This is a genomic window from Prosthecodimorpha staleyi, from assembly GCF_018729455.1.
Taxonomy (GTDB): domain Bacteria; phylum Pseudomonadota; class Alphaproteobacteria; order Rhizobiales; family Ancalomicrobiaceae; genus Prosthecodimorpha; species Prosthecodimorpha staleyi.
The window spans coordinates 90,236-116,551 of sequence record NZ_JAHHZF010000011.1 but is presented as its reverse complement, the minus strand read 5'-3'; the positions used below and the strand labels follow the sequence as shown (position 1 = coordinate 116,551).

At 68.4% G+C, this 26,316-nt stretch carries 25 protein-coding genes; 13 read left to right on the top strand and 12 right to left on the bottom strand.

Features of this window, described 5'->3' with window-relative positions:
* The first annotated feature begins 29 nt into the window (after positions 1-29).
* From KL771_RS21160 to KL771_RS21135, 6 genes are all read left to right on the top strand, one after another.
* A complete protein-coding gene (locus KL771_RS21160; protein ID WP_261970498.1) occupies positions 30-1,109 on the top strand; it encodes a BMP family ABC transporter substrate-binding protein in 1,080 nt (359 codons plus the stop codon).
* A gap of 419 nt (positions 1,110-1,528) precedes the next feature.
* Positions 1,529-2,710 carry a urate hydroxylase PuuD gene (locus KL771_RS21155; protein ID WP_261970497.1) on the top strand — a complete coding sequence of 394 codons (1,182 nt, stop codon included), beginning with the start codon at positions 1,529-1,531 and terminating at the stop codon, positions 2,708-2,710.
* A 13-nt stretch (positions 2,711-2,723) separates the two neighbouring features.
* On the top strand, positions 2,724-3,236 hold the full coding sequence (gene uraD / locus KL771_RS21150; protein WP_261970496.1) for a 2-oxo-4-hydroxy-4-carboxy-5-ureidoimidazoline decarboxylase: 513 nt from the start codon (positions 2,724-2,726) through the stop codon (positions 3,234-3,236).
* A 19-nt stretch (positions 3,237-3,255) separates the two neighbouring features.
* On the top strand, positions 3,256-4,521 hold the full coding sequence (locus KL771_RS21145) for an allantoate amidohydrolase (protein WP_261970495.1): 1,266 nt from the start codon (positions 3,256-3,258) through the stop codon (positions 4,519-4,521).
* A 10-nt stretch (positions 4,522-4,531) separates the two neighbouring features.
* Positions 4,532-5,833, top strand: coding sequence for a guanine deaminase (gene guaD / locus KL771_RS21140; protein WP_261970494.1), 1,302 nt, complete (start codon positions 4,532-4,534; stop codon positions 5,831-5,833).
* A gap of 376 nt (positions 5,834-6,209) precedes the next feature.
* Positions 6,210-6,812: a transglutaminase-like cysteine peptidase gene (locus tag KL771_RS21135; RefSeq protein ID WP_261970493.1), complete on the top strand. Its 603-nt coding sequence runs from the start codon at positions 6,210-6,212 to the stop codon at positions 6,810-6,812.
* Between the two features lie 168 nt (positions 6,813-6,980).
* Here the strand turns inward: KL771_RS21135 and KL771_RS21130 are convergent, their stop codons facing one another.
* The 7 genes from KL771_RS21130 to KL771_RS21100 all read right to left on the bottom strand — a co-directional run bounded on the left by KL771_RS21130 (position 6,981) and on the right by KL771_RS21100 (position 16,665).
* Entirely contained in the window at positions 6,981-8,315 is a 1,335-nt protein-coding gene (locus tag KL771_RS21130) for a M16 family metallopeptidase (protein ID WP_261970492.1), read from the bottom strand.
* A 58-nt stretch (positions 8,316-8,373) separates the two neighbouring features.
* Positions 8,374-9,879, bottom strand: a complete 1,506-nt coding sequence (locus KL771_RS21125; RefSeq protein WP_261970491.1) for a M16 family metallopeptidase — start codon at positions 9,877-9,879, stop codon at positions 8,374-8,376.
* Positions 9,880-10,255: 376 nt separating this feature from the next.
* Positions 10,256-10,873, bottom strand: a complete 618-nt coding sequence (locus KL771_RS21120; protein ID WP_261970490.1) for a hypothetical protein — start codon at positions 10,871-10,873, stop codon at positions 10,256-10,258.
* Between the two features lie 136 nt (positions 10,874-11,009).
* Positions 11,010-11,510, bottom strand: a complete 501-nt coding sequence (gene lspA, locus KL771_RS21115) for a signal peptidase II (RefSeq protein WP_261970489.1) — start codon at positions 11,508-11,510, stop codon at positions 11,010-11,012.
* An 82-nt stretch (positions 11,511-11,592) separates the two neighbouring features.
* Positions 11,593-14,667, bottom strand: a complete 3,075-nt coding sequence (ileS, locus tag KL771_RS21110) for an isoleucine--tRNA ligase (RefSeq protein ID WP_261970488.1) — start codon at positions 14,665-14,667, stop codon at positions 11,593-11,595.
* A gap of 291 nt (positions 14,668-14,958) precedes the next feature.
* A complete protein-coding gene (locus KL771_RS21105) occupies positions 14,959-15,963 on the bottom strand; it encodes a bifunctional riboflavin kinase/FAD synthetase (protein WP_261970487.1) in 1,005 nt (334 codons plus the stop codon).
* 255 nt (positions 15,964-16,218) lie between these two features.
* On the bottom strand, positions 16,219-16,665 hold the full coding sequence (locus KL771_RS21100) for a MaoC family dehydratase (RefSeq protein WP_261970486.1): 447 nt from the start codon (positions 16,663-16,665) through the stop codon (positions 16,219-16,221).
* A gap of 322 nt (positions 16,666-16,987) precedes the next feature.
* Here KL771_RS21100 and KL771_RS21095 point away from each other — a divergent pair, with 322 nt between their 5' ends.
* Together KL771_RS21095 and KL771_RS21090 are read left to right on the top strand one after the other, a co-directional pair.
* Positions 16,988-17,371: a response regulator gene (locus KL771_RS21095; protein WP_054358575.1), complete on the top strand. Its 384-nt coding sequence runs from the start codon at positions 16,988-16,990 to the stop codon at positions 17,369-17,371.
* Positions 17,372-17,441: 70 nt separating this feature from the next.
* Entirely contained in the window at positions 17,442-18,113 is a 672-nt protein-coding gene (locus KL771_RS21090) for a protein phosphatase CheZ (RefSeq protein WP_261970485.1), read from the top strand.
* A gap of 60 nt (positions 18,114-18,173) precedes the next feature.
* On the opposite strand, the gene KL771_RS21085 is transcribed toward KL771_RS21090, so the two are convergent.
* Entirely contained in the window at positions 18,174-19,643 is a 1,470-nt protein-coding gene (locus tag KL771_RS21085) for an EAL domain-containing protein (protein ID WP_261970484.1), read from the bottom strand.
* Positions 19,644-19,982: 339 nt separating this feature from the next.
* Here KL771_RS21085 and KL771_RS21080 point away from each other — a divergent pair, with 339 nt between their 5' ends.
* A complete protein-coding gene (locus tag KL771_RS21080) occupies positions 19,983-20,177 on the top strand; it encodes a heavy-metal-associated domain-containing protein (protein WP_261970483.1) in 195 nt (64 codons plus the stop codon).
* Here the strand turns inward: KL771_RS21080 and KL771_RS21075 are convergent.
* Genes KL771_RS21075 through KL771_RS21065 form a run of 3 tightly spaced genes read right to left on the bottom strand, consistent with a single transcriptional unit; the run spans position 20,159 to position 23,261 of the window.
* Positions 20,159-20,959, bottom strand: coding sequence for an ABC transporter ATP-binding protein (locus tag KL771_RS21075; protein WP_261970482.1), 801 nt, complete (start codon positions 20,957-20,959; stop codon positions 20,159-20,161). The two genes, KL771_RS21080 and KL771_RS21075, sit on opposite strands and share 19 nt — an antisense overlap.
* Entirely contained in the window at positions 20,956-22,197 is a 1,242-nt protein-coding gene (locus KL771_RS21070) for an ABC transporter permease (RefSeq protein ID WP_261970621.1), read from the bottom strand. Before KL771_RS21070 ends, KL771_RS21075 begins: the two co-directional genes overlap by 4 nt.
* Complete coding sequence (locus KL771_RS21065; RefSeq protein WP_261970481.1) at positions 22,197-23,261, bottom strand: efflux RND transporter periplasmic adaptor subunit; 1,065 nt, start codon at positions 23,259-23,261, stop codon at positions 22,197-22,199. The genes KL771_RS21070 and KL771_RS21065 overlap by 1 nt, the downstream gene beginning before the upstream one ends.
* Positions 23,262-23,484: 223 nt before the next feature.
* Here KL771_RS21065 and KL771_RS21060 point away from each other — a divergent pair, with 223 nt between their 5' ends.
* Both KL771_RS21060 and KL771_RS21055 read left to right on the top strand, forming a co-directional pair.
* Positions 23,485-23,814, top strand: a complete 330-nt coding sequence (locus tag KL771_RS21060) for a cupin domain-containing protein (RefSeq protein WP_261970480.1) — start codon at positions 23,485-23,487, stop codon at positions 23,812-23,814.
* 100 nt (positions 23,815-23,914) lie between these two features.
* Positions 23,915-24,316, top strand: coding sequence for a VOC family protein (locus KL771_RS21055; RefSeq protein ID WP_261970479.1), 402 nt, complete (start codon positions 23,915-23,917; stop codon positions 24,314-24,316).
* A gap of 51 nt (positions 24,317-24,367) precedes the next feature.
* Here the strand turns inward: KL771_RS21055 and KL771_RS21050 are convergent, their stop codons facing one another.
* Complete coding sequence (locus KL771_RS21050) at positions 24,368-24,925, bottom strand: DNA-3-methyladenine glycosylase (protein WP_261970478.1); 558 nt, start codon at positions 24,923-24,925, stop codon at positions 24,368-24,370.
* A gap of 178 nt (positions 24,926-25,103) precedes the next feature.
* On the opposite strand from KL771_RS21050, the gene KL771_RS21045 reads away from it, so the two are divergent.
* Both KL771_RS21045 and KL771_RS21040 read left to right on the top strand, forming a co-directional pair.
* Positions 25,104-25,670, top strand: coding sequence for a hypothetical protein (locus tag KL771_RS21045; protein ID WP_261970477.1), 567 nt, complete (start codon positions 25,104-25,106; stop codon positions 25,668-25,670).
* A 30-nt stretch (positions 25,671-25,700) separates the two neighbouring features.
* Positions 25,701-26,315, top strand: coding sequence for a LysE family translocator (locus KL771_RS21040; RefSeq protein ID WP_261970476.1), 615 nt, complete (start codon positions 25,701-25,703; stop codon positions 26,313-26,315).
* The last annotated feature ends 1 nt before the right edge of the window (position 26,316 follow it).

Below are 26,316 nucleotides of genomic sequence, written 5' to 3'. Positions count from 1 at the left end.
GCGGCCGCGAGGGTTACGGAGGTATTCGGATGAAGAGGTTTGTGGCGATCGCCGCGGCGCTCGGGCTCGGCCTGGCGGGCGGACTGGCGGCCGGTGCCGCGAAGGCGGCCGAGAAGCTGAAGGCGGCCTGGGTCTATGTCGGCCCGGTCGGCGACTTCGGCTATTCCTATCAGCACGACCTCGGCCGCAAGGCGGTCGAGAAGGCGCTCGGCGACAAGGTCCAGACGACCTATGTCGAGAACGTCCAGGAAGGCCCCGACGCCGAGCGCGCCATCGAGCGCCTCGCCCGCGACGGCAACAAGATCATCTTCACCACCTCGTTCGGATTCATGGATCCGACCATCAAGGTGGCGAAGAAGTATCCGAACATCTATTTCGAGCATGCCACCGGCTTCAAGCGCGAGAAGAACGTCGCGACGTTCTCGGCCCGCTTCTACGAAGGCCGCTACGTGATCGGCCAGATTGCCGGCAAGATGAGCAAGACCAACACGGTCGGCTACATCGTGTCCTTCCCGATCCCGGAGGTCGTCTCCGGCATCAACGCCTTCATGCTCGGCGCGCAGTCGGTCAACCCGAACATCAAGGTCAAGATCGTCTGGGTGAACAGCTGGTACGATCCGGGCAAGGAAGCCGATGCGGCGAAGGTTCTGGTCAGCCAGGGCGCCGACATCCTGGTCCAGCACACCGATTCGACCGCGCCGCTGCAGGTCGCCCAGGAAAAGGGCATCCTCGGCTTCGGCCAGTCCTCCGACATGGCCAAGTTCGCCCCGAAGGCGCAGATCACCGCGATCACCGACGACTGGGATCCCTACTATATCTCGCGCGTCAAGGCGGCGCTCGACGGCACCTGGAAGTCGATCGATACCTGGGACGGCATGAAGGAAGGCATGGTCGTGCTGCCGCCGATCCAGAACGTTCCGGCCGACGTGAAGGCGCTCGCCGAGGACACCATGGCCAAGATCAAGGCCGGCACTCTGAAGCCCTTCGCCGGTCCGATCTTCAAGCAGGACGGCAGCCAGGTCATCCCGGCCGGCAAGGAACTCGACGATCCGGCCATCCTGAGCATGAACTGGTACGTCAAGGGCATCGACGACAAGCTGCCCCAGTAAACCCGAGAGTATCGGCGGGCTTTCCGGAGCCCGCCGGTCGTCGCGGGCGGCATCGCGCGCGGTCCACGGCGACCGCCGCATCAGCCGGCCGAATTCCGCACCGCCGGCGTCGGTCTTTGACCGGTGGCGCGAGGCTCCGGCGCGCGCCACGGCTCCGAAACCGAAAGCCACCCTCTTCGGGGTGCCGTGTTCCTGGCCTGTCGCTTCGGCGGGCCGCCGGTCCCGGCGATTGTCCTATGGCCCCGCCGATCGGTCGACCGTCTTCCGCGCCGACCGTTGGCCCGGCCGGCCTTCCGGCACCGGTCGCGACCGGCACGATCGCCGCCCGCATCTCCTGCCGCCGCGCCATGCACGAAACTTGCTAGGCCCCGCGCGCGCCGGCATCCGCCGGACCGCGATCCTCCCGGACGGACCCGCCCATGGAAGCCTTTGCCGCCGACTGGCTCAATCTCCTGATCCGCTGGTTTCACCTCGTCGTCGGCATCGGCTGGATCGGCGCCTCCTTCTACTATATCGGCCTCGACGTCTCGCTGCGGAAGCGCGAGCGCATGAACGAGGGCGTTTCCGGCACGGTCTGGCAGGTCCATGGTGGCGGCTTCTATCATGTCGAGAAGTATCTGGTCGCTCCGAAGGCACTGCCGGACGATCTCGTCTGGTTCAAATGGGAGGCCTATCTCACCTTCCTGTCCGGCTTCGCGCTGCTGATCGTCCAATACTATTGGAATGCCAAGGCATTCCTGATCGACCCGAAGGTGATGGCGCTCGCCTCCTGGCAGGCGATCGCGATCTCGGTCGCGGGGCTCGCCGCCGGTTGGGCGGTCTATGACGCGGTCTGCCGCTCCCCGATCGGCCGCAACACCGCGCTTCTGGCCGTGACCGTGTTCCTGATGATCGTCGCGGCCTCCTGGGCCTTCAGCCATGTCTTCTCGGGCCGCGGCGCGCTGATCCATGTCGGCGCCTTCGTCGGCACCATCATGGCCGCCAACGTGTTCATGATCATCGTGCCGAACCAGCGCAAGATCGTCGCCGCGCTGATCAAGGGCGAGGCGCCCGATCCGAAATACGGCGCCATCGGCAAGCAGCGCTCGGTGCACAACACCTACCTGACCCTGCCGGTCCTGCTGATGATGGTGTCGAACCACTATTCGATGCTGACCGGCCATCCGCAGGCCTGGGCGGTGGTGGCGCTGATCCTGATCGTCGGCGGCATGGTCCGGCATTTCATGGTCCGCCACGAGGCCGGCGATCCGGTCGCCAAGATCGCCTGGGCGCTCGGCCTCGCCGCGCTCGGTCTGGTCGGGGCGCTCTGGCTGACCGCGCCGAAGACCGATCCGCGCTTGGCGGGGCTTGCGGCGAGCGATCAGGACGTGATCAGGATCGCCGCCAAGCACTGCACCATGTGCCATGCCGCCAAGCCGCGCCACGAGGGTTTCGGCGAGCCGCCGAAGGGGGTCATGCTGGAGACGATCGAGGACATCCGCCGCTATGCGGTGCTGATCGACCAGCAGGCCGTGAAGTCCGATGTGATGCCGCTGGGCAACGAGACCGGGATGACCGACGACGAGCGCCGCACGCTCGGCGCCTGGGTCGCCCGCCAGTGAGGGCAGCGATCCGGTGATCAGCCTTTCCGACGTGAACATCCTGCCGATCGAGCGCTTCGTCGATCGCTTCGGAGACGTGGCCGAACATTCGCCCTGGGTGGCGGAGGCGGCCGGTGCGCTGCGCCCGTTCGCCTCGCGCGAGGCGATGGTGCTGGCCTTCGCGCAGGCCGTACGCACGGCGCCGCGCAACCTGCAACTGAAGCTGGTCAACGCCCATCCGGATCTGGCCGGCCGGGCTGCGCGCGCCGGCAGTATGGCGGCGGATTCGGTGAGGGAGCAGGCCGGCGCCGGCCTCGACACGCTGACGGACGAGGAATATGCACGGTTCACCGATCTGAACGACCGCTACCGCGCCCGCTTCGGTTTCCCCTTCATCCTGGCCGTCAAGGGCGCCACCAAGCACCGCATCCTCGAATCCTTCACCGAGCGCGTCGGCAACGCGCCGGCGGTGGAGTTCGAAAATGCGCTCGGTCAGATCAGCCGAATCTTCCGCTTCCGCATTGAGGATCGGGTCACGCCCGATTGAGCCCTTCGAAGAGCCCGCCATGGCCGACATGATGATGATCCACGATCTCGGAACCCGGACGCTCGACCTGCTCGACCGCCTGGCCGCGATCACCGACGAGCCCGGCCGCATCACGCGGCTCTATCTCTCGCCCGCCCACCGGCGTGCGGCCGATCAGGTCGCCGACTGGATGCGCGACCGCGGCCTCGACGTGGCCGAAGACGCGATCGGCACGGTGCGCGGCTTCCTGGCACCGTCGGCCCCGGGTCCGCAGGCCAATCGGCGCCTTCTGATCGGTTCTCACATCGATACGGTCATCGACGCCGGCAAGTATGACGGCAATCTCGGCGTCGTCGCCGGCCTGATGGTGGTCGAGGAATTGCGCGCGCGCGGCATCGCGCTGCCGTTCGGACTGGAGGTCCTGGCCTTCGGCGACGAAGAGGGCGTCCGCTTCCCCAGTTCGCTGTCCTCGTCCTCTGCGGTCTCCGGCACCTATCGCGGCGAGTGGCTGGACACGGCCGACCGCAACGGCATCAAGCTGCGCGATGCGATCCGCGCCCATGGCGGCGATCCGGCGCGCATCCGCGAGGCGGTCATCCCGCCCGGCTCGGTGATCGGCTATGTCGAACTGCATATTGAGCAGGGACCGGTGCTCGAGCACCAGGGCGAACCGCTCGGCGTGGTCACCTCGATCGCCGGCCAGTCGCGCTTCCGCATCCTGATCACCGGCGAGGCCGGCCATGCCGGCACCGTGCCGATGGGCCTGCGTCGGGACGCCTTCGCGGCACTGGCCGAACTCGCCACCTTCATTGAGCGTGCCACGCGCGAGGGTACCGCCAATCTGGTCGCCACGATCGGCCGGGTCGACGTGAAGCCGGGCGCCACCAACGTCATCCCGTCGGAGGTCGAGGCGACGCTCGACATCCGGGCCAGCGCCGACGCGCCGCGTCTGGCCGCCATCGAGCGCATCCGCTACGAGGCCGACCAGATCGCCCAGCGCCGCGGCGTCAAGATCCGCTTCGAGCGTTTTGCCGACGTGCCGACCTGTCCGATGAACGAAGAGCTGCAGACCGGGCTCGCCGCGGCGGTCGCCTCGCTCGGCGAATCGACCCGGCGCCTGCCCTCCGGCGCCGGCCACGACGCCATGGCGATGGCGCGCGCCTTCCCGTCGGCGATGCTGTTCGTCCGTTCGCGCGGCGGCATCAGCCACAACCCGGCCGAGTTCACCAGCGTCACCGATCTGGGCCTGGCGGTCGAGGCCATGATCCGCTTTGTTGCCGGCATGGCGGCGCACCACGCCGCCTGAAGGAGGTACCATGAGGCTTCTCACCGGCCGCACCCTGTCCTTTACCGGCGATCCCGAGATCGACGGCAGCGGCGCGCTGCGCTGGGAGGAGCACGGCGCGATCGCGATCGGCGACGACGGCCGCATCGCCTGGACCGGCCCGCTCGCCGAATTGCCGCCCGGCCTCGGCATCACGGCGCGCGAGGATTTCGGCGAGATGATCCTCGCCCCCGGCTTCATCGACGCGCATATCCATTTCCCGCAATACCGCATGCTGGCCGCGCCGGGCCGCGACCTGCTCGACTGGCTCGCCCGCTTCACCTTCCCGGAAGAGGGCCGCTTCGCCGACCGAAGCCATGCCGAGGTCGCCGCGGAAATCTTCCTCGACCGCCTGCTTTCGAGCGGCACCACGGCGGCGCTCGCCTTCTCGTCCGTCCACAAAGGGGCCGCCGAGGTGCTGTTCGCGACCGCGGCGCGGCGCGGCATGGCGCTGGCGACCGGCAAGACCATGATGGACCGCAATGCGCCGCCGGTCGTGCTCGACGATGTCGAGAGTGGCGCGCGCGACACGCAGGACCTGATCGCGCGCTGGCACAACCGCGGCCGCCTGCGTTACGCGATCAGCCCGCGCTTCGCCATCACGTCGACGGAGGCCCAGCTCGAGGTCTCCGGCGCGCTTCTGAAGGCCCATCCCGGCTGCCTGATGCAGACGCATCTGTCCGAGAGCCGGCGCGAGATCGAGACCGTCCGGGTCCTGTTCCCGAACGATCGCGACTATACGGCGGTCTACGAGCGCTTCGGTTTGGTCGGCCCGACCTGTCTGTTCGCCCACGGCATCCACCTGTCCGACGACGAATGCCGGCGCCTGTCGGAGACGGGCTCGGCCGTGGTGCATTGCCCGACCTCGAACACCTTTCTGGGCTCCGGCCTGTTCGATCTCGGCCATGTCGGCGCCCCGGCCCGCCCGGTCGACTTCGGTCTTGCGACCGATATCGGCGGTGGCACCAGCTACTCGATGCTGACCACCATGGGCGAGGCCTACAAGGTCGCCATGCTGGCCGGCCGGCGCCTCGCCGGGGGCCGTGCCTTCTATCTGGCCACCTTGGCCAATGCACGGCTGCTGCATCTCGATGCCGAGATCGGCAGCCTCGAGGCCGGTAAGTGGGCCGATATCGTCCTGCTCGATCCGCGCGCCACGCCGGTGCTGGCCGCCCGCGACGATCTTTCCGAAAGCGTCGAGGATCGCCTCTTCGCCCTCGCCGTGCTCGGCGACGACCGGGCCGTGGCCGGCACCTGGGTGGCCGGCCGCAGGGTCTTCGCGCGCGCCGGCTGAAGCCGGCGAACTGACCGGCCGGCGTCCGATCCCCCGCCATCGAGCCGAGTGGCCCGGCTGCCGCCTGTCCGGCGGGGCCGGCCGGATTCGGCGTTTCCGCGCGCCTCCGGAGCGATATCGGCTGTTCGCATCTGCCATGCCTGAAAAATAGCCATGAGGAAAATATAGCCAGTCGTTCTGAAATGTTTCTTCTTAACACAAGACATGGAAATAAAGAGAGATCGGACGCACAGAAAACATTGCATGCTTTTCTCGTGCATCGTCGCCAAATGTGTTCGCATTGTAATTAACTCATCGAATTTCCAATTGTCATTAACATTGAAAAGGATAAATACTGTAGATAATCGTTCGCGCATCGAGTTGGGAAATTTCGACGATGCGCAATGTCAAGTTCTTCATTGCTGCCGCCGCCGCCATTTGGGTCATGTCCGGGACCGGGCAGGCGTTCAATCTCTCGGGCACCGCAACCCACTTCAAGAAGGCCCGTTCGGGCCTGATCCGGGAAGGCGGCTGGTCGGTCAGCCCGATGGGGCATGTCATGTTCTGTCAAACCCAGCCGGCCGAATGCCGCAAGCCGAGCCTGGTTCGCGCGATGCATGTCTCGATGACCGGCGCCCGCTTCGCCGCGCTTGAGACCATCAACAGGGCGGTCAACCGGGCCATCATCCCGCTCAACGACAGAACCGGCCCCGGCGTGATCGACCAGTGGAGCCTGGCGCCGAAATCGGGCGACTGCGAGGATTTCGCCATCACCAAGCGCCATCGCCTGGTCGCGGCCGGCTGGCCGGCTTCGGCGCTGCGCCTGGCGATCGGGCGCCTGCCCGACGGTGAGGGGCACGCGGTGCTGATCGTCAGGACCGACAAGGGCGACTTCGTGCTCGACAATCGCACCGACGACATCCGGCCCTGGCGCGGGACCGATATCCGCTGGGTCTCGATGCAGTCCGGCACCAATCCGCAGTTCTGGCGCAGCATCTGATCAACAAGAAGAGCCGGACCCTCTCTCCATGCCGACGTCCCGACGATCGGCCGCGCCTCAAGAAGCGCATACCGGCCCGCAAGAGTCCCCAAGACAACTGAAAAGCCCGCCGCTCTCTGACCGAGCGGCGGGCTTTTTCCTTTCGGAATGGACGGGTTCCTGATCGGTTCAGCTGCCGCCGGGGCCGACGGTCACCACGGTCAGCGGCTTGGACAACAGCCGTGCGGCGACCCGCTTCACATCGGCGAGCGTCACGGCGTCGACCAGCGCATTGCGCTTGTCGATATAGTCGATGCCGAGATCGTCCATCTGGATGGCGAGCAACTGGCCGGCGATCTTGTCGGAGGTGTCGAAGCGCAGGGCGTAGGAGCCGGTCAGATAGGACTTGGCCTTGTCGAGTTCAGCCGGCGTCGGGCCGACCTCGGCCATCCGCTTGATCTCGTCGCGGATCACCCGGATGCTTTCCGCGGCCCGGTCGGCACGGGTGCCGAGGCCGCCGTAGAAGACGCCGGTATGGTCGTAGGGGGCGAGCGAGGTATAGACCGAATAGGCCAGCCCCCGCTTCTCGCGCACCTCCGTATAGAGCCAGGACGAGAAGGAGCCGCCGCCCAGGATATGGTTCATCACATAGGCGGCGATGAAGTCCGGATCCTTGCGTTTCAGGCCCTCGGCCGACAGCCGGATCACGGTCTGCGGGTTCGGGATCGTCTCCGAGACGGTCAGCCCGGACAGGGGCGCGACTTCGGCGACCGGGGTCAGGCGCTGGCGGGCGGGCAGGTCGCCGAACACGCGGTCGAGCAGGGGCGCCAGCGTCTTGGCATCGATCGCGCCGACGACGCCGATCTTGAGCCCGTCGCGGGCGAAGACGCGACCGTGAAAGTCGCGGATGTCCTGCACGGTGATCGCCGCCACCGAAGCCTCATCGCCGTTGGACGGGCGTCCGTAGGGATGGTTCGGGAAGATCGACCGGGCCCACAGCCGGCTCGCGACGGTATCGGGATCGCGCTTCTCGCGGCGCAGCCCCGAGATCGCCTGCACGCGCATCCGTTCGACGGCGTCGTCGTCGAAGCGCGGCTTGGTCAGCGACAGGCGGAGCAGGTCGAAGGCCTCGTCGCGATGCGCCGACAGCGTCTTCATCTCGCCGTAGAAGGCGTCTCGGGAATCCTCGAAGGCGAGCCGGATCGACAGATCTTCGAGACGGCCCTGGAAGGTCTGCCCGTCCATATCGCCGGCGCCCTCGTCGAGCAGGGTCGAGAGGAGATTGGCGAGACCGGCCTTGCCGTCCGGATCCTGGGCATTGCCGCCCTTGAAGGCGAAGTTGACGGCGATCAGCGGAACCGCCTGCTCCTCGACGAGCCAGGCCTCGATGCCGCCGGGACTGACGACGCGCTGGATCTGGACCGCCTCGGCCGGGCCGGCGGCGAGCGCCGTCAGGCCGATGCCGGCGGCGAGGGCGAGGGCGCCGGTGGCGCGGCGGATGGACTGGCGGACGACGGACATCATGCCGGATCGTTCCTTGTGGTCGTTGCGGCGCGGGGCGAGGGGGCGAGGGGCGATCGGGTCAGCGGATCGCACCCGAACCCGGACCGGCGACCGGCCATTGCGCGCGGGCGGTCGGCTTCTTGCCCGTCGGCGGGGCGGAAACCAGGAAGGCGGTGGTGGCGATGTCCTTGCGCAGATAGGTGGTGGCCGCCTTCTTCACGTCGTCCGGCGTAACGGCATAGACCTTGGCCGGCCAGGTGCGCACATCCTCGACGGTCGACCCGGTGGTCAGCGCCGTTCCGAAGATGCGGGCGAGCGAGGCCTGGCTGTCCTGGGCGTGGATGGCGTTGGCGACGATCTTGCGCTTGGCGCGGTTGAGTTCGGTCTCGCTGACGCCGTCGCGCACCACCGCGGCCAGGACCTCGTCGACGGCCGCCTTGAGCTGGTCGAGGGTGACGCCGTCGCGCGGCGTCGCATAGAACATGATCTTGGTGTCGTCCCAGGCGGTCGACTGGTAGTAGCCGCCGGCCGAGGCGGCGAGGCCCTTGTCGATGACCAGTTCGCGATAGAGCCGGCTGGTCGGACCCGAGCCGACCACTTCGGCGAGCAGGTCGATCGCCTCAGCTTCGCCCTTCGCGGCCGTGCGGTAGGACGGCACCACCCAGGCCATGCGCAGGCTCGGCTGGTTGACGCGCTCGTCGGCCAGCGTCACGGTTCGACTGGCCAGCGCCTCGGGCTCGGTCGGCCGGTTGCGGATGCCGGGCTCGGCGCGGCGCGGAACCTTGCCGTAGGTCTCCTCGGCCAGCTTGCGCACCGCGGCCGGGTCGACATCGCCGGCGACGATCAGCACGGCATTGTTGGGCGTGTACCAGAGATCGTAGAACGCCATGGCGTCCTTGTAGGTCAACTGCTCGATCTCGTGGCGCCAGCCGATCACCGGAATGCGGTAGGGGCTCGCCTGATAGAGCGCCGCCTCCATGGCCTCGCCGAGCTGGGCGGAGGGGTCGTTGTCGGTGCGCTGCGAGCGCTCCTCGAGTACGACCTGCAACTCGGGCTTCGCGGTCGCCTCGACGAGCCGCAGGTTGGCCATGCGGTCGGCCTCCAGGCGCATCATCAGCGGCAGGTGTTCCTTCGCGACGCGCTGGAAATAGCCGGTATAGTCGTTCGACGTGAAGGCATTCTCCTGGCCGCCGATCTCCGAGACCTTCTTGGAGAAGGCGCCGGCCGGATTGTCGCGCGTGCCCTTGAACATCAGATGTTCGAGATAGTGGGCGATGCCGGACTTGCCCTTGGGCTCGTCGGCGGAACCGACCTTGTACCAGACCATATGGGTGACGACCGGCGCGCGGGCGTCGGGCACGACCACGACCTGCAGCCCGTTGCCGAGCGTGAAGCTGGTGACGTTGCCGCCGATCTCGGGGGCGGGCGGAAGCGCATTCGCGGCGGTCGCCGTCGCGCTGCCCTGCAGCGCCGTGTCGGCACCGGCCGGGATCGGCAGGCCGGCCAGGGCGACGGTGAGGAGCGCGGCGGCGAGACGCGCGCGGAGCGGATGGACGGTAGCGGGCACGGAGACCGGTTGCGTCACTGGGCTTTGTCCTCGAAGTCTCGGGTTCGGTCGGTGCAACACTATAGCGACAGTCAATCGAGTGCCTATGCCGCCAGCGTCACGCTTGCGTGACCCTTCGCGAATGGCTGCTCCGGAGCGGCCGGCCCTCTGTTACGGACTACCGGTGCGGCCGGATTGCGGCCAAGGACCGGCGCCGCCCGGGTCGATCGAGAATCAGGGGCTTTCGCACGCTCCGCCGTCGATCGCTGCCGGGTCGTCCATCCGCCCGTCTGCGACCATTCGGCAGGGTCGACGCGGTGAGACTCTCACGCGCAGTCGACAGGACACACCGGCTCCCGCCGGTGGGCGCGCGATTCGTTCTTGGAGAGGTCAGGTTGTGCTATGGGTCTGCCGCTCAGAGCGGCCACCAGGTCGGCTTCCAGCTGCTCGACTTCTGCTCGGCGGCTTCCGGATCGACCGGCGCCTTGGGCGAGGGCGTCCGATAGTCCTTGGGCAGGTCGGTCAGGCCCTTGCTGCGGCCTTCGCGCGCCGCGATGGCCTCGCGGTTGACCTTGAACTGGCCGGCCATCTCGTCCGGCGTCAGACGGCGCGACGTATCGCCGGGGCCGCCGGAGGTGCCGGCCGGCCGGCTGGCCAGCTTGTATTTGGCCAATTGATCCGGCGTCCAGGTCTTGGAAGCGTCCGGATCGTCGCGGCCGAACTTGTCGAGATCGCGCTGGCGGTCTTCCGGGTTCTTGGGGAAGTTGCTGCGCGCCAGCGCCACGTCGGCATCCTGCGGCGCCGGCAGGTCGCGCTTCGGCGGCACCACCAGCGGCGAGCGCGGCTTGTACTCGACCGGCTTCTCGCTCGGGTCGATCGCCCCGATGCCGGCCATGAAACCCTTGACCAGATTGGTGTCGCGCTGTTCGCCGGTCTGCTCGTCCTCGAAGCCGTTGGTCGCGCTGGCGCAGCCGCCGAGGGCGATGAGGCCGGCGAGGACCGCAGGGCGGGCGAGACGGATCAGGTGGATCATGCGCTATCCCTGCTGTTCGGCCCGCCCCAGGCAGGTCGCCCGGCCGTGTCGCGGTCCGGATGGTCTTGGCGCCGCAGCCTCGGCCGAAGCGTCGACGGCGACCGACTCCCGTCCGTCCGCCGGTCAAAATCACGTCTCACGAAGAGCCCGACTTTGTGGCGCTCTTGGGGCCATGGAAGGCCATGTCATACAGGAGGCCGGCCACACCGGCAACGATCCACATGTCGGCGAGGTTGAACACATACCAGGACAGCGACCGGTCCGGCAGGAACAGATGCACGAAATCAATCACTGCGCCGTAGACGGCCCGGTCGATGGCGTTGCCGATCGCCCCGCCGAGGATCAAGCCGAGCGAGACGGCGACGAGGCGCGACGTGCTGCGCGCCATCCAGACCAGGATCGCCACCGAGGCGGCGACCGACAGGGCGACCAGCAGCCAGCGGCCGAGATCGCCCTCCTGCCGGAACAGGCCGTAGGAGATGCCGTAGTTCCAGATCAGCCGGAACTCGGCGAAGGGCGCGATCCGGACCGGGCCGTTGACGCCCAACTCGATCCCGTTCAGCGCATATTGCTTGCTCGCCTGGTCCAGCACGAGGCCGAGGGCGGCGACGATCAGGCCGAGAAGGCGGGGCGACATGGCGGGCTCCGGTCGGTCGTCGGAAACCCTTCGCGCCCGGTCGGGGCGCGAAGGGAGGGGCGGGCCTCTGCGGGCCGTCGGGTCAGGCGGCGGTCCGGCGGGCTTCCCACTCGCGCATCGCGGCGGCGTCGCGCGGGGTCAGGTCCGGATAGTCGGGATCGGTGCCGACCTCGGCGCTGATCTTCCAGGACCGGGCGCATTTGCGGCCCTCGGCCCGGGCGGGTTCGACGGCGACGCCCGCGACCTCGTCGATGCGGATCGCCGTCGCCGGGCCCTCGCCGGCGACCACCGTCACGCCGCTGGTGATGGCGATCTCGGCGAGATCGATGCCGGCGACCGCGGCCATGAGGTCCGGATCGGCGATGTGGACGATCGGGGCGGCTTCGAGCGAGGAGCCGATCCGCTTGGCGGCCCGCTCCAGTTCGAGCGCGCCGGTGATCGCCCGGCGCACCCGGCGGATGCGCGCCCAGCGGGCGGCGAGCGCGTCGTCGCGCCATGCGGCGTCGGGCGCCCGGAACTGCTCCAGATGCACCGAGCGGTCCGGATCGCCGTGGCGCAGCGTCCAGGCCTCCTCCATGGTGAAGGGCAGCATCGGGGCGAGCCAGGTGACGATCGCGTCGAACAGGCGGTCGACCACGGTCAGCGCCGCGCGCCGGCGCACCGAGGAGTGCGGATCGCAGTAGAGGGCATCCTTGCGGATGTCGAAATAGTAGGCCGACAGGTCGACGACCATGAAGTTCATCAGCGCATTGACGACACGCTTGAAGTCATAGGCGGCGTAGCCCTCGCGAACCGCCTCGCCGACCTCCCAGAGCCGGTGCAGCATGGAGCGTTCCAGCTCAGGCATGTCGGCGAGCGCGACCTCGGCGGCCGGATCGTGATGGGCCAGCGTGCCCAGCATCCAGCGCAGGGTGTTGCGCATCTTCCGATAGGCCTCGGCATTGGTCTTCATGATCTCCGGGCCGATGCGCAGATCGTCGGCATAGTCGGAGGTCACCACCCAGAGCCGCAGGATGTCGGCGCCGGAGGTCTTGATCACGTCCTGCGGGGCGACGATGTTGCCGAGCGACTTCGACATCTTGCGCCCGTCCTCGGCCATGACGAAGCCGTGGGTCAGCACCGAATCGTAGGGCGCGCGGCCGCGCGTGCCGCAGCTCTCGATCAGCGAGGAATGGAACCAGCCGCGATGCTGGTCCGAGCCCTCGAGATACATGTCGGCCGGCCATTTCAGATCCGGGCGCTTTTCCAGCACGAAGGCGTGGGTGGAGCCGGAATCGAACCACACGTCGAGAATGTCGGTGACCTTCTCCCAGGCGTCGAGATCGTTGACGAGGCCGCCGAGGAAGCGCTCGCGCGCCTCCGGCGTGAACCAGGGATCGGCGCCTTCGGCCTCGAAGGCTGCGCGGATGCGCCCGATCAGGTCGTCGTTGCGGTCGAACTCCGGTCCCGGCGCGAGGCGGCCGGTCTCGCGGTGGCGGAACACGGCGATCGGCACGCCCCAGGCGCGCTGGCGCGAGACGACCCAGTCGGGCTTGGCCTCGATCATGCCGCGCAGCCGGTTCTGGCCCTGCGGCGGATAGAAGGTGGTCTCGCCGATCGCCTTGAGCGAGCGGGCGCGCAGCGTGTCGCCCGCGCCGGCAATGTCACGGTCCATATGGATGAACCATTGCGGCGTGTTGCGGAAGATGACCGGCTTCTTGGAGCGCCAGGAATGCGGATACTGATGCTTCAGCCGGCCGCGCGCCAGGAGCGCGCCGGCCTCCACCAGCGCGGCGATCACGGCGCCGTTGGCGTCGCCCTTCTCGCCCTTGTCGGTGATCACGCGCCGGCCCTCGAGGCCCGGCGCCTCGCGGGTCAGGAAGCCGTCGTCGTCGACCGTGAACGGGATGGCGGTGTCGATGCCGCGCGCGGCGAGCGCGCGGGCATTGTGGGTCCAGATCTCGAAGTCCTCGCGGCCGTGGCCGGGCGCGGTGTGGACGAAGCCGGTGCCGGCATCGTCGGAGACATGGTCGCCGTCGAGCAGCGGCACCTGGAAGCCGTAGCCGAGCGCGGCGAGCGGATGGGCGCAGACGAGACCCGCCAGCACCTCGGCCGGCACGGCGGCGCGCTTCGCCCAGGCGGTCGCCTTGGCCTGCTTCAAGACGTCGTCGGCGAGCTTGTCGGCCAGGATCAGCCGGTCGCCGGCCTTGGCCCAGTTGCCTTCGGGCGCCTCGGTGACCTCGTAGAGGCCGTATTCGATCTTGGACGAGAAGGAGATCGCCCGGTTGCCCGGGATGGTCCAGGGAGTTGTGGTCCAGATGACGACAGACAAATCCGAGGAGTTCTTTACTGCCTTCAATGCGGAAATAAATAGATCTATCTTTTCGGTGGCAGGCTGATCATTGAATATCCACTCATTTTCGTTATGGTCAAAGTTTGCAATAAAAGCAGTTCGAGAGTAATGCGCGCCAGTGACTGTGTCTAGGAGCGCTTTCACAGGGAACTTCACCCAGATCGTGTCCGACTGGTAGTCCTGATACTCGACCTCGGCCTCGGCCAAGGCGGTCTTCTCGACCACCGACCACATGACCGGCTTGGAGCCGCGGTAGAGCTGGCCGGAAACGGCGAATTTCTGCAGTTCGGCGGCGATCACTGCTTCGGCCTGGAAGGCCATGGTGGTGTAGGGATCGGCGAAGTCGCCGGTCACGCCGAGGCGCTTGAACTCGGCCGCCTGCACGCCGATCCAGTGCTCGGCGAACTGCCGGCATTCCTGGCGGAACTCGACGATCGGCACCTCGTCCTTGTTCTTGCCGGCGGCGCGATACTGCTCCTCGATCTTCCATTCGATCGGCAGGCCGTGGCAGTCCCAGCCCGGCACGTAGTTGCTGTCGAAGCCGTCCATCTGCTTGGCGCGCGTGATCACGTCCTTCAGGATCTTGTTGAGCGCGTGGCCGATATGCAGGTTGCCGTTGGCATAGGGCGGGCCGTCATGCAGCACGAACAGCGGCCGGCCCTTGGCCTTTGCGCGCAGGCGCCGGTAGAGGTTGCCCTTCTCCCAGCGCGCCAGGATCTGCGGCTCCTTCTCGGGCAGGCCGGCGCGCATCGGGAAATCGGTGACGGGCAGAAAAAGCGTCTCGGAATAGTCGCGGGCGGCGGCAGGTGCGGTGGATTCGGTCATCGGTGTTCTCGAAGCGATCGGGACGGGCCGGCCGCGGCTGGAAAGCCGGAAGCGGCCGGCGGGAAGGTCGGGTGTCGGCACGCAGGTCCCGGACTTCGACCGGCCGCGATCAATCGCGCCCGGACGAAGCCGGGCCCGTAATTCGGCGGGCGGGCCGCACGATCGCAAAGAACCGGCGCATGCACTGGGTTCCCGGGGTGGAACGATGGCCCGCGGTTCTATCAGCCGCACGCCCGCGAGGGAAGTCCGCTTCAAGTCAGCCCACGGGCTGTACCGGTCAAGCCGCCGCTGCTACGCCAGTTCGGCCAGCCGGCGGTCGAGCGCGGTGCCGGGGCCCATGGCGGCGAGCACGGCGCGCGCCTCGGCGCAATCCTCGCCCATCCGCTCAATCAGCGCCTCGACGCTCGGGAAGCGCAGTTCCGGCCGGAGATAGGAGGCGAAGCCGATCTGGACGGTGCGGCCGTAGAGGTCGCCCTTGAAGTCGAACACGAAGGTCTCGAGCAGCGGTGCGCCGTTATCGAATTGCGGCCGGCGCCCGTAATTGGCAACGCCGTGATGCTGCACCCCGTCGACCGTGAAGGTGACCGCATAGACCCCATGGGCCAGCCGGCAATCGGCGCCGAGCCGGACATTGGCGGTCGGGAAGCCGAGATCGCGGCCGCGCTTCTCGCCGTGGATGACGGTGCCTTCGACGAACCAGCGATAGCCGAGCAGCCCGTTGGCAAGGCCCAGATCGCCGGCCGCCAGCGCGTCGCGGATGCGGCTCGACGAGACCGGCCCGCCGCCCTCGTCCTGGAAGGCCTCGATCACCGAAACCGCGAAGCCGCGCGCCGCCCCCTCGGCCGCCAGGAAGGCCGGCGAGCCGCCGCGCCCGCGTCCGAAATGGAAGTCCCAGCCGACCACCGCTTCGGCGACGCCGAGCCGGCCGACCAGGATGTCGCCGACGAAATCATCCGCCGAGCGGGCGGCGAAGTCGCGGTCGAAGGGCAGCACCAGGAGCCCGTCGAGACCCGCGGCGCGGATCAGCCGGGCCTTCGGGCCGGGTGGCGTCAGCCGGAACACCGGCGTGTCGGGCCGGAACACGCTGCGTGGATGCGGCTCGAAGGTCATCGCGAAGGCCGGCCGGCCGGCCGTCTCGGCCCGCGTCGAGGCGGCATCGAGCACCGCCTGATGGCCGCGATGCAGCCCGTCGAAATTGCCGATCGCGACGATGCCGCCGCGGAGGCTCTCCGGAAACGCATCCAGGCTTTCGGCAAGGGCGAAGGGGCGGGGCGCCGGAGCGGCCGGATCATGCATGGGCGGACGGGATCTTCCGAGGGAACCAAGTCGGCCGGACCCTGCAACGCCGCGCCGTCAGGGTCAAGCGACCGAAGGTCCGTCGACCGCCCCGGGTCCGTGCCGCAGGCCGGGTTGGCCCGCCGGTCCGCCTGACGGCGTCGGCTTGGGCCGGCGGTTCCGTTCGGACGGCCGGCTTCGGCCGGTGGTTCTGTTCAAGTGGCCGCCTTTGGGCGGTGGTTCTTTTTGGATGGCCGGCTTCGACCGATAGTTCCTTTAAATGGTCGGCTTGGGCCGGCCGGGCACCATCACGGTCGCCTCGCCTTCCAGGACGACCTGGTTGTCGACCGAGCATTCGCAATGCAGCCGGCAGCGGCGGCCCTTCTCGACCAGTTCGATCACCTCGACATCGACCACCACCACGTCGCCGATCCGGACCGGGCCCATGAAATTCAGCGTCTGCGACATGTAGACCGCGCCCGGTCCCGGCAGGCGCGTGCCGAGCACGGCCGATATCAGGCTCGCCGTATAGAGGCCATGCGCGATGCGCTGGCCGAAACGGGTCTTCGACGCATAGACGTCGGACAGGTGCAGCGGATTGTCGTCGCCGGAGATCTGCGCGAAACCGACCACATCGGAATCCATGACCGTCTTCAGGATGGTTTCGCGCATTCCGATCTTGAGGTCTTCGAAATAGTAGGAATTCAGGACCGGCACGGTCATGGAGCGGCCTCGCTTCGCGCGACGATGACGCACCGTCGCCCCTTCGGCCGGGCTCCGGCGCCTGCCGGACCCCCGGCATCGATGCGGCCGGACCTTGGCGCCGGGCGCCGCACTTGGCAAGTCACCACATGGTCTCGGCCCGGCGACGCGCGGTCGCGGTCTCATTCAAAGCGAATTTTCGGCATTAACGGAAATTTTCGAAGGTCTGGCTAATGTGACGGTCGGGAAGCGGGCGGGGGCACATGAGGGCTCACCAACCGGAACCGAAGTGTTACGGCACCGCCCGGAGGGGACTGGGCCGCCGAGGAGTGGAGTTTAACAGATGGCGCTCGATCTTTCGATGCCGATCCTCGTCGTCGATGACTACAAGACCATGATCCGCATCATCCGCAACCTGCTGAAGCAGCTCGGTTTCGAGGATGTGGACGAGGCTTCCGACGGAACCGAGGCTTTCGCCAAGATGAAGGATCGGCGCTACGGTCTGGTCATTTCCGACTGGAACATGGAACCGATGACCGGCTACGAACTGCTCAAGCATGTTCGGGCCGACACGTCGCTGGCCAAGACTCCGTTCATCATGGTCACCGCCGAGTCCAAGACCGAGAACGTGATCGCCGCCAAGAAGGCCGGCGTGAACAACTATATCGTGAAGCCGTTCAACGCGCAGACGTTGAAGGGCAAGATCGAAGCGGTCTTCAACGACTGATTTGGCGATTTTCGGAAGCAACACGGCCGGCCGAGCCTCTCGGCATCCGGCCGTGGAAGGGGACTTGCACATGGCGCAGCCGACGGCGACCGAGATCGGCCGGGTGGTGGAATTCCTCCAGCAGGACCGCGAGGACGTCAAGCTCAACGACGTCATGGACCTGGCCGAGCGGATGGCGCAGAGCCTCGACGAGGCTGTGGCGACCACCGACAAGATGCTGCATGCGGAATTCCGCAGCATCGCGGAGCAGATCTCGTCCCTGAAGCGGGAAATCCGCGACCTGCGGCCCGATCAGTTCCGTTTCGAGCGCATCCCTGAAGCCGGCCGCGAGCTCGATGCCGTGGTCGAGTCGACCCAGGATGCGACGGAAACGATCATGGCGGCGGCCGAGGCGATCATGGCGGCCGATGCCACCGATCCGGTCGCCTACAAGGCACTCGTCGACGACAAGATGATCGTCATCTTCGAGGCCTGCTCGTTCCAGGACCTGACCGGCCAGCGCATCCGCAAGGTCGTCAAGACGCTGTCCTGGATCGACGAGCGCATCGAATCGCTCGCCCAGCGGCTCAATCTTGCCGAAACCGGCCCTGAAGAGACCGTGGAGGAAAGCGACGACGAGCGCCGCATGCGCGAGTTGATGCTGAACGGCCCGCAGATGAAGGGTCAGGGCGTGTCGCAATCCGATGTCGACGACTTCTTCTCGATGTCCGACCAGGAAGATATCGACAAGCTGTTCGACTGATCCGACCCACCTGGGACGACGGCGCCCCGGTTTCACCGGACCGGCCGCCGCGTTGAGCCCTCAGGTCTTTTGAGCGATGGCCCGCCCGAGCGCGTTGCGACGCGGCTCGGCCGCGGGCTTTGGCTTGTCTGCGCGCACCGGCGGTTCCATCCGGGCCGGCGGCGGTGTCGTGGGCGGCGTCATGCCCGGCGTCGCCATGGTGGCGGTCGGCGAGACGGTCGGCACCGGTTCGGCGGACGGCGGCTCGATCGCGCTTTGCAGCACGTCGCTGCGGACCGGGCGCGGCGGCGAGAAGACGAAGCCCTGGCCGAAGCGCACGCCGAAATCGAGCAGTTCCACGACCTGCGTCTCGCTCTCGACATGGTCGACGATCAGGTCGATGCCGAAACGGGCGAAGAAATTGGCCAGATCGGCCGGGTGGATGTCGGCGCCGAGTTCGTCCATCCGGTTCAGGATGCGCTCGGCACCGATCTTGGCGAACTTGAAGCCGCGCTCGGCCATCAATTGGAAGCTCGGCCTCAGGTCGGAAACCTGGTCGACCGAGAAGCGGAAGCCCGTCGACTGCAGGCTGCGCAGGGCTTCGTATTCGATCGGGTTCATCGATTTGATCTGGCGCTGGGTGAACTCGAACACCAGCGTGTCGGACAGTGCGCGGTTGGCCTCCAGGAAGGCGACGAACTCGCGGAAGAAGGCCGTGTCGCCGAGGCTCGCCATCGAGATGTTGCAGAAGAGCCCGATATCCTTGGTCCGGGTGACCAGCCGTCGCAGGATCTGCACCGTCCGGAACAGGATCTGATTGTCGAGCATCGGCATGATGCCGGAGGCTTCGGCGAGCGGAATATAGTCGGACGGGTAGATCGTATCGCCGTCCTCGGTGCGCAGCCGCGTCAGTGCCTCATAGTAGCGGATGCGGCGCTGCGGCAGTGTCACGATCGGCTGCAGGTGGATGTCGATCCGATTGGCCTCGATGGCCCGGCGGACGAGATCGAGAAAGCCGGCCTCGCCGAGATGGGCGAAGCGCCGGGGCAGGAGGGTCGGCTCCTCGACCACCGGTGCGGGCGGCGGCGCCGGCTTGGACGGCGTCGCTGCGGCCGGCGCGGTGCGCCCGGCGGCGGCCCCGCTCCGCACCTGGTGCGACAGGACGCGCGTCTCCATGTCGGCGACCGATTCGACCACCTGCCGGACCAGCGCGCCGATCACCTCGACCTCGGCGACCACCGCCTCGACATCCTGGTTCTGCCGACGTCCCTGGTTCTGCTCCAGCCCGCCGACGCGGCGCTGCAGGTTTGCAACGTCCTGGCCGAGTTCGCCGAGCCGCAGCGTCAGGCCGGCGACCTCGGCGGCCAGCCGGTCGCGATCGCGCCGGCCGTTGCCCTGGATGTTGACGATGGTCAGCACGGCCAGCATCGAGATCCCGCCGACCAGCGCGGTCTCCCAGCCGAACCCGGCCTGGAAGCGCAGCACCACCGCGGCCGCGATGGCGACGACGATGATGCAGGTGGTGATGAAGAGATCGGCGAAGCGATTCATAGACCCGCTCGAGTGCCCGGACCGGCGCGGGCCGGCCCCTCGAATCACCGGCCACTATGCGTGATTCACGGTTTCGAAACCATTCTCTCCGGGCGTTGCCTGAAGTTCACTGTCGGCATCCTCAGCCGGTTCGACAAAGCGCGCCATCCGCTTGACGGCAAAGCGTGTTGCGGTCGAGGGTTGAGGATCCTCGGGCAGGCTCCCCCGGCCGGGGGCCATCCGCAATCGTCCGGGTCCCGCCGCCCTTGACCTTGCCCCAAGGGGAAGGTCCATATCCCGCGACAGGTCCGGACCCGACGGCCCGTTCCACCCCGCGCCAAGCCAATGGAGCCGATGACCATGATCACCCTCACCGTGGAAGGCATGACCTGCATGGGCTGCGTGCGCAGCGTCGAGAAGGCGGTCGGCCGTGCCGATCCGGGCGCGCGCGTCGAGATCGACCTGCCGAGCGGCAAGGTTGCGATCGAGTCCGCCGCGCCGCGCGAGACCTTCGTCGCCGCGATCGAGGATGCCGGCTACGACGTCGCTGCCTGAGTGGGGGCTGCCTGAGTGGGGGCTGCCTGATTGGGGGCCGCCTGAGCGGGGCCCGCCGGCGGCGCGTTGCGCTCGTCGGAGACGATCCGGCCGTCGACCAGGTGGATGCGCCGGCGCATGGCCTCGGCGAAGGTCAGGTCGTGGGTGACCGCCACCACGGTCCGGCCCTGCTCGGCGACCAGCCGGGCGAGAATGTCGCGCACCTGCGCCGACGAGCGCGTGTCCAGGCTGCCGGTCGGCTCGTCGGCCAGGATCACCGGCGGGTCGTTGGCGAGCGCACGGGCCATGGCGACGCGCTGGCGTTGCCCGCCGGAGAGCTGTTCGGGCAGCTTGTCGAGATGGCCGCCGAGGCCGAGCTGTTCGAGCAGCAGGGCGGCGCGCTCGCGCATCGCCCGGGCGTCGAGCCGTCCGAGCTTGCGCATCGGGATCATGACATTGCCGAGCGCGCTGAATTCCGGCAGCAGGAAATGGAACTGGAACACGAAGCCGAGCGTCGCCAGCCGGGTCGCCGCCCGCTCGGCCTCGCTCATGGCGTGGGTCGGCCGGCCGCGGATCAGGACCTCGCCGGTGGTCGGCAGATCGAGCAGGCCGAGCAGATAGAGCAGCGACGACTTGCCGGACCCCGACGGACCGGTCACGGCGACGAATTCGCCGGTGCCGATCGACAGGGTGACGTCACTGACGAGCGTGGTCTCGACCGCGCCCGACAGGATGCGGGTGACGTTGCGCGCCTCGATCAGCGGGATCGCGGCGTCGTCCGGGGCCGGGCCGGGCGCGGTCACGTCGCCCCCCGGATGATGTCGACCGGCTTCACCTTGGCGGCCTTGCGGGCGGGCAGGAAGCCGGCGACGCCGGCCGAACCGAGCGCGAAGACGGCGGCGATCAGGTAGTGCAGGGGATCGCGTGCGACCGGCAGATGGGTCACCTCGGTCAGGCCACCCTTGAGCTCGAAACGGATCGAGCCGAGCAGTTCGGTCAGCCCGAAGCCGAGCGCCCAGCCGGCGGTCGAACCGAGCAGGCCGATCATCAGTCCCTCGATCAGGAAGATGTGGCGCATGTCGGCCTCAGCGAAGCCGAGCGATTTCAGGATGGCGATGTCGCGCGCCTTCTCGTGCACGATGGTCGAGACGATGTTGTAGATGCCGAAGCCCGCCACCAACAGGATCGCGCCGACCACCGTGAACATGATGATGTTGCGGATCTTGAAGGCCTCCAGGAGGCTCTGGTTGGCCTCCTCCCAGGACAGCGACTTGTACCCGATCTCGCGCTCGATCCGGGCGGCGACCGCCCGGGCCAGGCCGACCTCGTCGAGGCGGATCTTGATCTGGTTGATGGCGTTCGGCCGCTCGAACAGGATCTGCGCCGCCTTCAGGCCGACATAGCCGCTGCCGTCGTCCTGCGTGGTCACGCCGGTATGGAACAGGCCGACGATCTTCAGCCGCTTCAGGATGCCCCGGCTGGTCGAGACCGTGATCTGGTCGCCGAGCCCGGCGCCGAGCTTGCGCGCCACCCCGTCGCCGATGACGATGCCGTTGGGGTCGGCCGCCAGCGTGTCGAGCGAGCCCTCGCGCATGTCCTTGGCGATGCGCGAGACCCGCTTCTCGGCGGCCGGCTCGATACCGGCGACCGCCAGGCCGACATCGCCGCCGCCGTAGCGGGCGACCGCCTGCCCGGTCAGGGCGGGGGCGATCCGGCCCGGCACGAGGGCCCTCAGCAGCGTCAGCACCTCGGTCGGGTTGCGGATGCCGCGCCGGTCGTCGTCGGGTTTCAGGCCGAGCAGTTCGACCGCATCGAAGCGGTCGAGCGCCGGCTGGCGCGGCGGGTTGCGGGTCTCGTCGCTGACCGAGACATGCGGCAGGGCATCGATCAACTGGGTGACGAAGTCGTCCTGCGAGCCCTGCATCAGCGCCGCCATGGCGATCGAGAAGCCGACGCCGAGCATCACGCCGACGATCGACACCACCGTCTGCCGGAGCCGGCCGGCGATATGCGTATAGGCGATGTCGAACAGAAGCCGGATCACGGCGCGGCTCCCTTTGCCGCCCCCGGTGAGGCGGTGCCGCCCCCGGCCGCTCCGGGGACCGGCACGGCGCGCACCGGCCGGCCGGACTCGAACCCGGCCGGCACCGGCGCGATGACGCGGTCGCCCTCGGCGAGATCCGACAGGATCTCGACCTCCGCCGCGCTGCGGATGCCGATCTGCGGCCGGATCGCCACCGCCCGGCCATCCGCTCCGATGCGCCACAGCCGGTCGCCGTCGAGCGCCGTGCGCGGCAGAATCAGCGTGCCGGCCTTGCGGCGGATGACGACGTTGATGTCGACCGTCATGCCGATCATCAGCGGCGTGTCGTCCGGCAGCTGGATGCGCACCCGGTAGGTCTTGGCGACCGGATCGCCCTTCGGCGTGATGCGCGAGACGGACCCCTCCAGGCGGCGGTCCGGGAAGGCGTCGGAGCGCAAAAGCACCTCCTGGCCGGCCTCGATGCGCGGAATGTCCTCCTCGTTGACCTCGGCCAGCACCTCCAGCGGCCGCGGCATGCCGATCCAGAACAGCACCGTCGCGGTGTCGGCGACCTCGCCGATCTCGCCGTCGCGGCGCAGGATGGTGCCGTCCATCGGCGCGCGCAGGACATAGTCGTCGAGCCGTGCCGTCTGTGCCGCGATCGCGGCCTCGATCTGCGACAATTCGCTGACCGCCCGGTCATAGGCCTGCTGGCTGACGACGCGGCGGGCGAGCAGTTCCACGGTCCGGTCGAGTTCGCCCTTCGCGAAGGCCTCGCGCGCCTGCAGCTCCTTGAGCGACGCCCGCGCGACGCCGTCGTCGAGCCGGCCGATCTGTTCGCCGAGCCTGACCGTCTCGCCCTCGCATTTGCGGCAGAGATCGACGATGCGCCCGCGCACCACCGGCTGCACCTTGGCCCAGCGCGCCGGCTCGACGACGCCGGTCGCATAGACCACCTCGGCCGCCGAGCCGCGCCGGACCGCGACCGTCTCCACCGCCAGGGGCCGTTGCAGCCACCACCAGGCGCCGGCGGCCGCCGCGGCGATCAGACACAGAACGAGAAGCCAGCGGATCGGACGCATGCGGGTCTCGGGGGCTTGGAGGACGGGATCGGCAGACCCCGGGGCGAGCGCACCGTGACGGTGCCCGGGGAAGCCGTCAATCCGGGGCATGACGGGGAGGGTGCCGTCCGCCGGCATCGGGCGGCCGGGTGATGGCGGCATCCGTCGACGGAAGCACCGGTCGGGACCGGTCCGGCGGCGATCCGTCGGATTTCGGATACCGGTCCGTGCCATCCTGCGTGCCATGACCAATCTTCTCGACGCCCTTCCGACCGTGCCGCTCGCCGACGAGATCTTCACCCAGATCTTGACCCGGGAGGGCGTGCGCATCGAGCGGATCGTCTCGACCGGACAGTCGACCCCGGCGGAGGCGCCCTGGGACCAGGACCATGACGAATGGGTCCTGCTGCTGGCCGGCTCGGCCTGTCTCCGTCTCGACGGCGAGGCCGACCGGGTGCTGCGGCCGGGCGACCATGTGCTGATCCCGGCGCGGCGCCGCCACTGGGTGCTGTGGACCGATCCGGCCGGGCCGACCGTGTGGCTTGCGGTGCATTGGCCGCCGAAGCCGGACTGACGGCGCGGGCCTGTCGGCACCGGTGCGGATGGAACGTCCTTGCGCCGTGTGCGTCCCGCTGTCATGGCCGGCGACGCCGGATTTCGAGGAGGGAACAGGCATGCGCATGATCTTCGTCAACCTGCCGGTGAAGGACCTGAACGCCTCGAAGGCGTTCTTCCAGGCGCTCGGCTTCACCTTCAATCCGCAGTTCACCAACGACGAGGCGGCCTGCATGGTGATCGCGGAGAACCATGTCTACGCGATGCTTCTGACAGAGCCGCGGTTCCGCGACTTCATCACGGGCGAGATCGCGGATGCCGAACGCGTCAAGGAGGTGCTGAACGCACTCTCCTGTGCGAGCCGGGAGGAGGTCACCGACCTGAAGGCCCGCGCGCTGGCCGCCGGCGGGCGGGAATGGAAGCCCGACATGGACCACGGTTTCATGGTCGGGGCGAGCTTCCAGGACCTGGACGGGCATGTCTGGGAATTGATCTGGATGGACCCGGCCCATATCCAGTGACGCGCCCGCCTCCGGTGACGCACCGGTGTCCGGCGCCGCCGCCGGCCGGGCCTATCGGAACGGCCGGCTGAGATAGCGCGACCCCTCCAGGCCGAAGCGCCAGGGCCGCTCGATCGCCCGGCTGATGCCGATGCGCGGCCCGGTCCGGACCGGCACGGTCTCATCGGATAGCGCCAGTCCGAAAGGGAGGCTGGCGACGTCGAGCCCGTTTTCGGCGATCGTGATGCCGAGCGCCTGGCAGAGCCGGCCCGGGCCGGCGGCCAGCAGGCGCGGATCGGCGAGGCCGCGCCGGGCCGCCATGGCGTCGAGGCCGTCGAGCGGCTCGATCGCCCGGATCAGAACCGCCGCGCCGTGGCCGTCCGGGCCGGTGACCAGGTTCAGGCACCAGTGGATGCCGTAGGAGCGATAGACATAGACCCGTCCCGGCGGGCCGAACATCACGGCATTGCGCGCCGTTGGGCCGGAAAAGCTGTGCGAGGCCGGGTCGGTGCGCTCATAGGCTTCGGTTTCGACGATGCGGCCGCCGGCGCCGGCGAAGGTCAGGCGGGCGCCGATCAGTCCGTGCGCCACCGTCGCCGCGTCGCGCTCGAAGAAGCTGCGCCACTCCATGGCTCTGACCCTGCGTGGCGTTCTCGCCGGCCTCGGACTATGCTCCGTCTCCCGACAGGCGGAGCTTCGAATCATGCGTCTCGATCCTGCCCCGACCGATCGGCCCGCGACAGGGGCCGTGAGTCCGGCCTGCCGGCTTGCGCCGCGGCAGGGCAGGGCGCGCGCATTCGGCGCCGTCATGCTGCTGGCAGTCGCGGGCCTTGGTGCCGGGTTCCTGTCCGCCGGCACCGCCCCGGCCCGCGCCGGCCCGATCGCCGATGCGGCGGCGGAGGCGGAGAAGCTCGCCGCCGACGGCCGTAGCCGCGAGGCCTTCGACGCGCTGGCGCGCGCCGCCGATACCCTCTGGACGGCGGCGCCGCTGGAACTGCGCAAGCTTCTGTTCGTCGAGAACGATCCGAAGGGCTTCGGCGTCTACGATCCGCGCCCCGGGACCGGTTTCAAGGCCGGCGAGGCGCTGCGCATCTATGCCGAGCCCTTCGGCTTCGGCCATGTCCGCGAGGGCGACTGGTACAAGATCGCCTTCGAGATCCGGATCGCGGTCGCCAATCCGGACGGCAGCGAGGCGATCGCGCCGCGCGCAGGCGCCTTGCAGCTCAAGAGCCGCAATCCGAACCGCGAGTTCATGCTGCATTTCGCCTATGTGCCGAAGGGTCTGAAGCCGGGCGCCTATCTGCTGCTGGCCGAAGTCAAGGACACGGCGACCGGCAAGATCGCGCAGATCCGGATGCCGTTCCAACTCCAATAGGCCTGAGATTTGCCGGCCAAGGAGACGACCGTGACCCTGGAGCTCTACCTCGCCTTCGTCGCCGCCACGGTCGTGCTGATCCTGATTCCGGGCCCGAACGTGGCGCTGATCGTCGCCAATGCGCTGGCCTATGGCTGGCGCTACGGGCTCGTCACGGTCGCCGGCACGTCGTCCGCCATGGTGCTGCAACTCGCGCTCACGGTCGCCGGCATGACCGCCCTGGTTGCCGCCATGGCCGGGCTGTTCGACGTCCTGCGCTGGGCCGGGGCCGCCTATCTAGTCTATCTCGGCATCCGCGCCTGGCGGGCGCCGCCGGCCGATCTCGCGCGGACGCGCGCCGAGCCGAAATCCGTGCGCGCCATCTGGCTGCGCGGGTTCCTGGTCTCGATGACCAATCCCAAGACGCTGATCTTCTACGGCGCCTTCCTGCCCCAGTTCGTCGCTGAGGGCGCCGATCCGGGCGGCCAGCTCGTGCTGCTCGCCGCGACCTTCCTGGTGCTGGCCGTGGTGCTCGACGGCGTTTGGGCGCTCCTCGCCGACCGCTTCCGCGCCGTGCTCGCGCTCAAGGGGCGCCTGACCAACCGCATCACCGGCATCCTGCTGGTCGGTGCGGGGGCCGGTCTGGCCCTCGCCCGGCGCAGCTGAT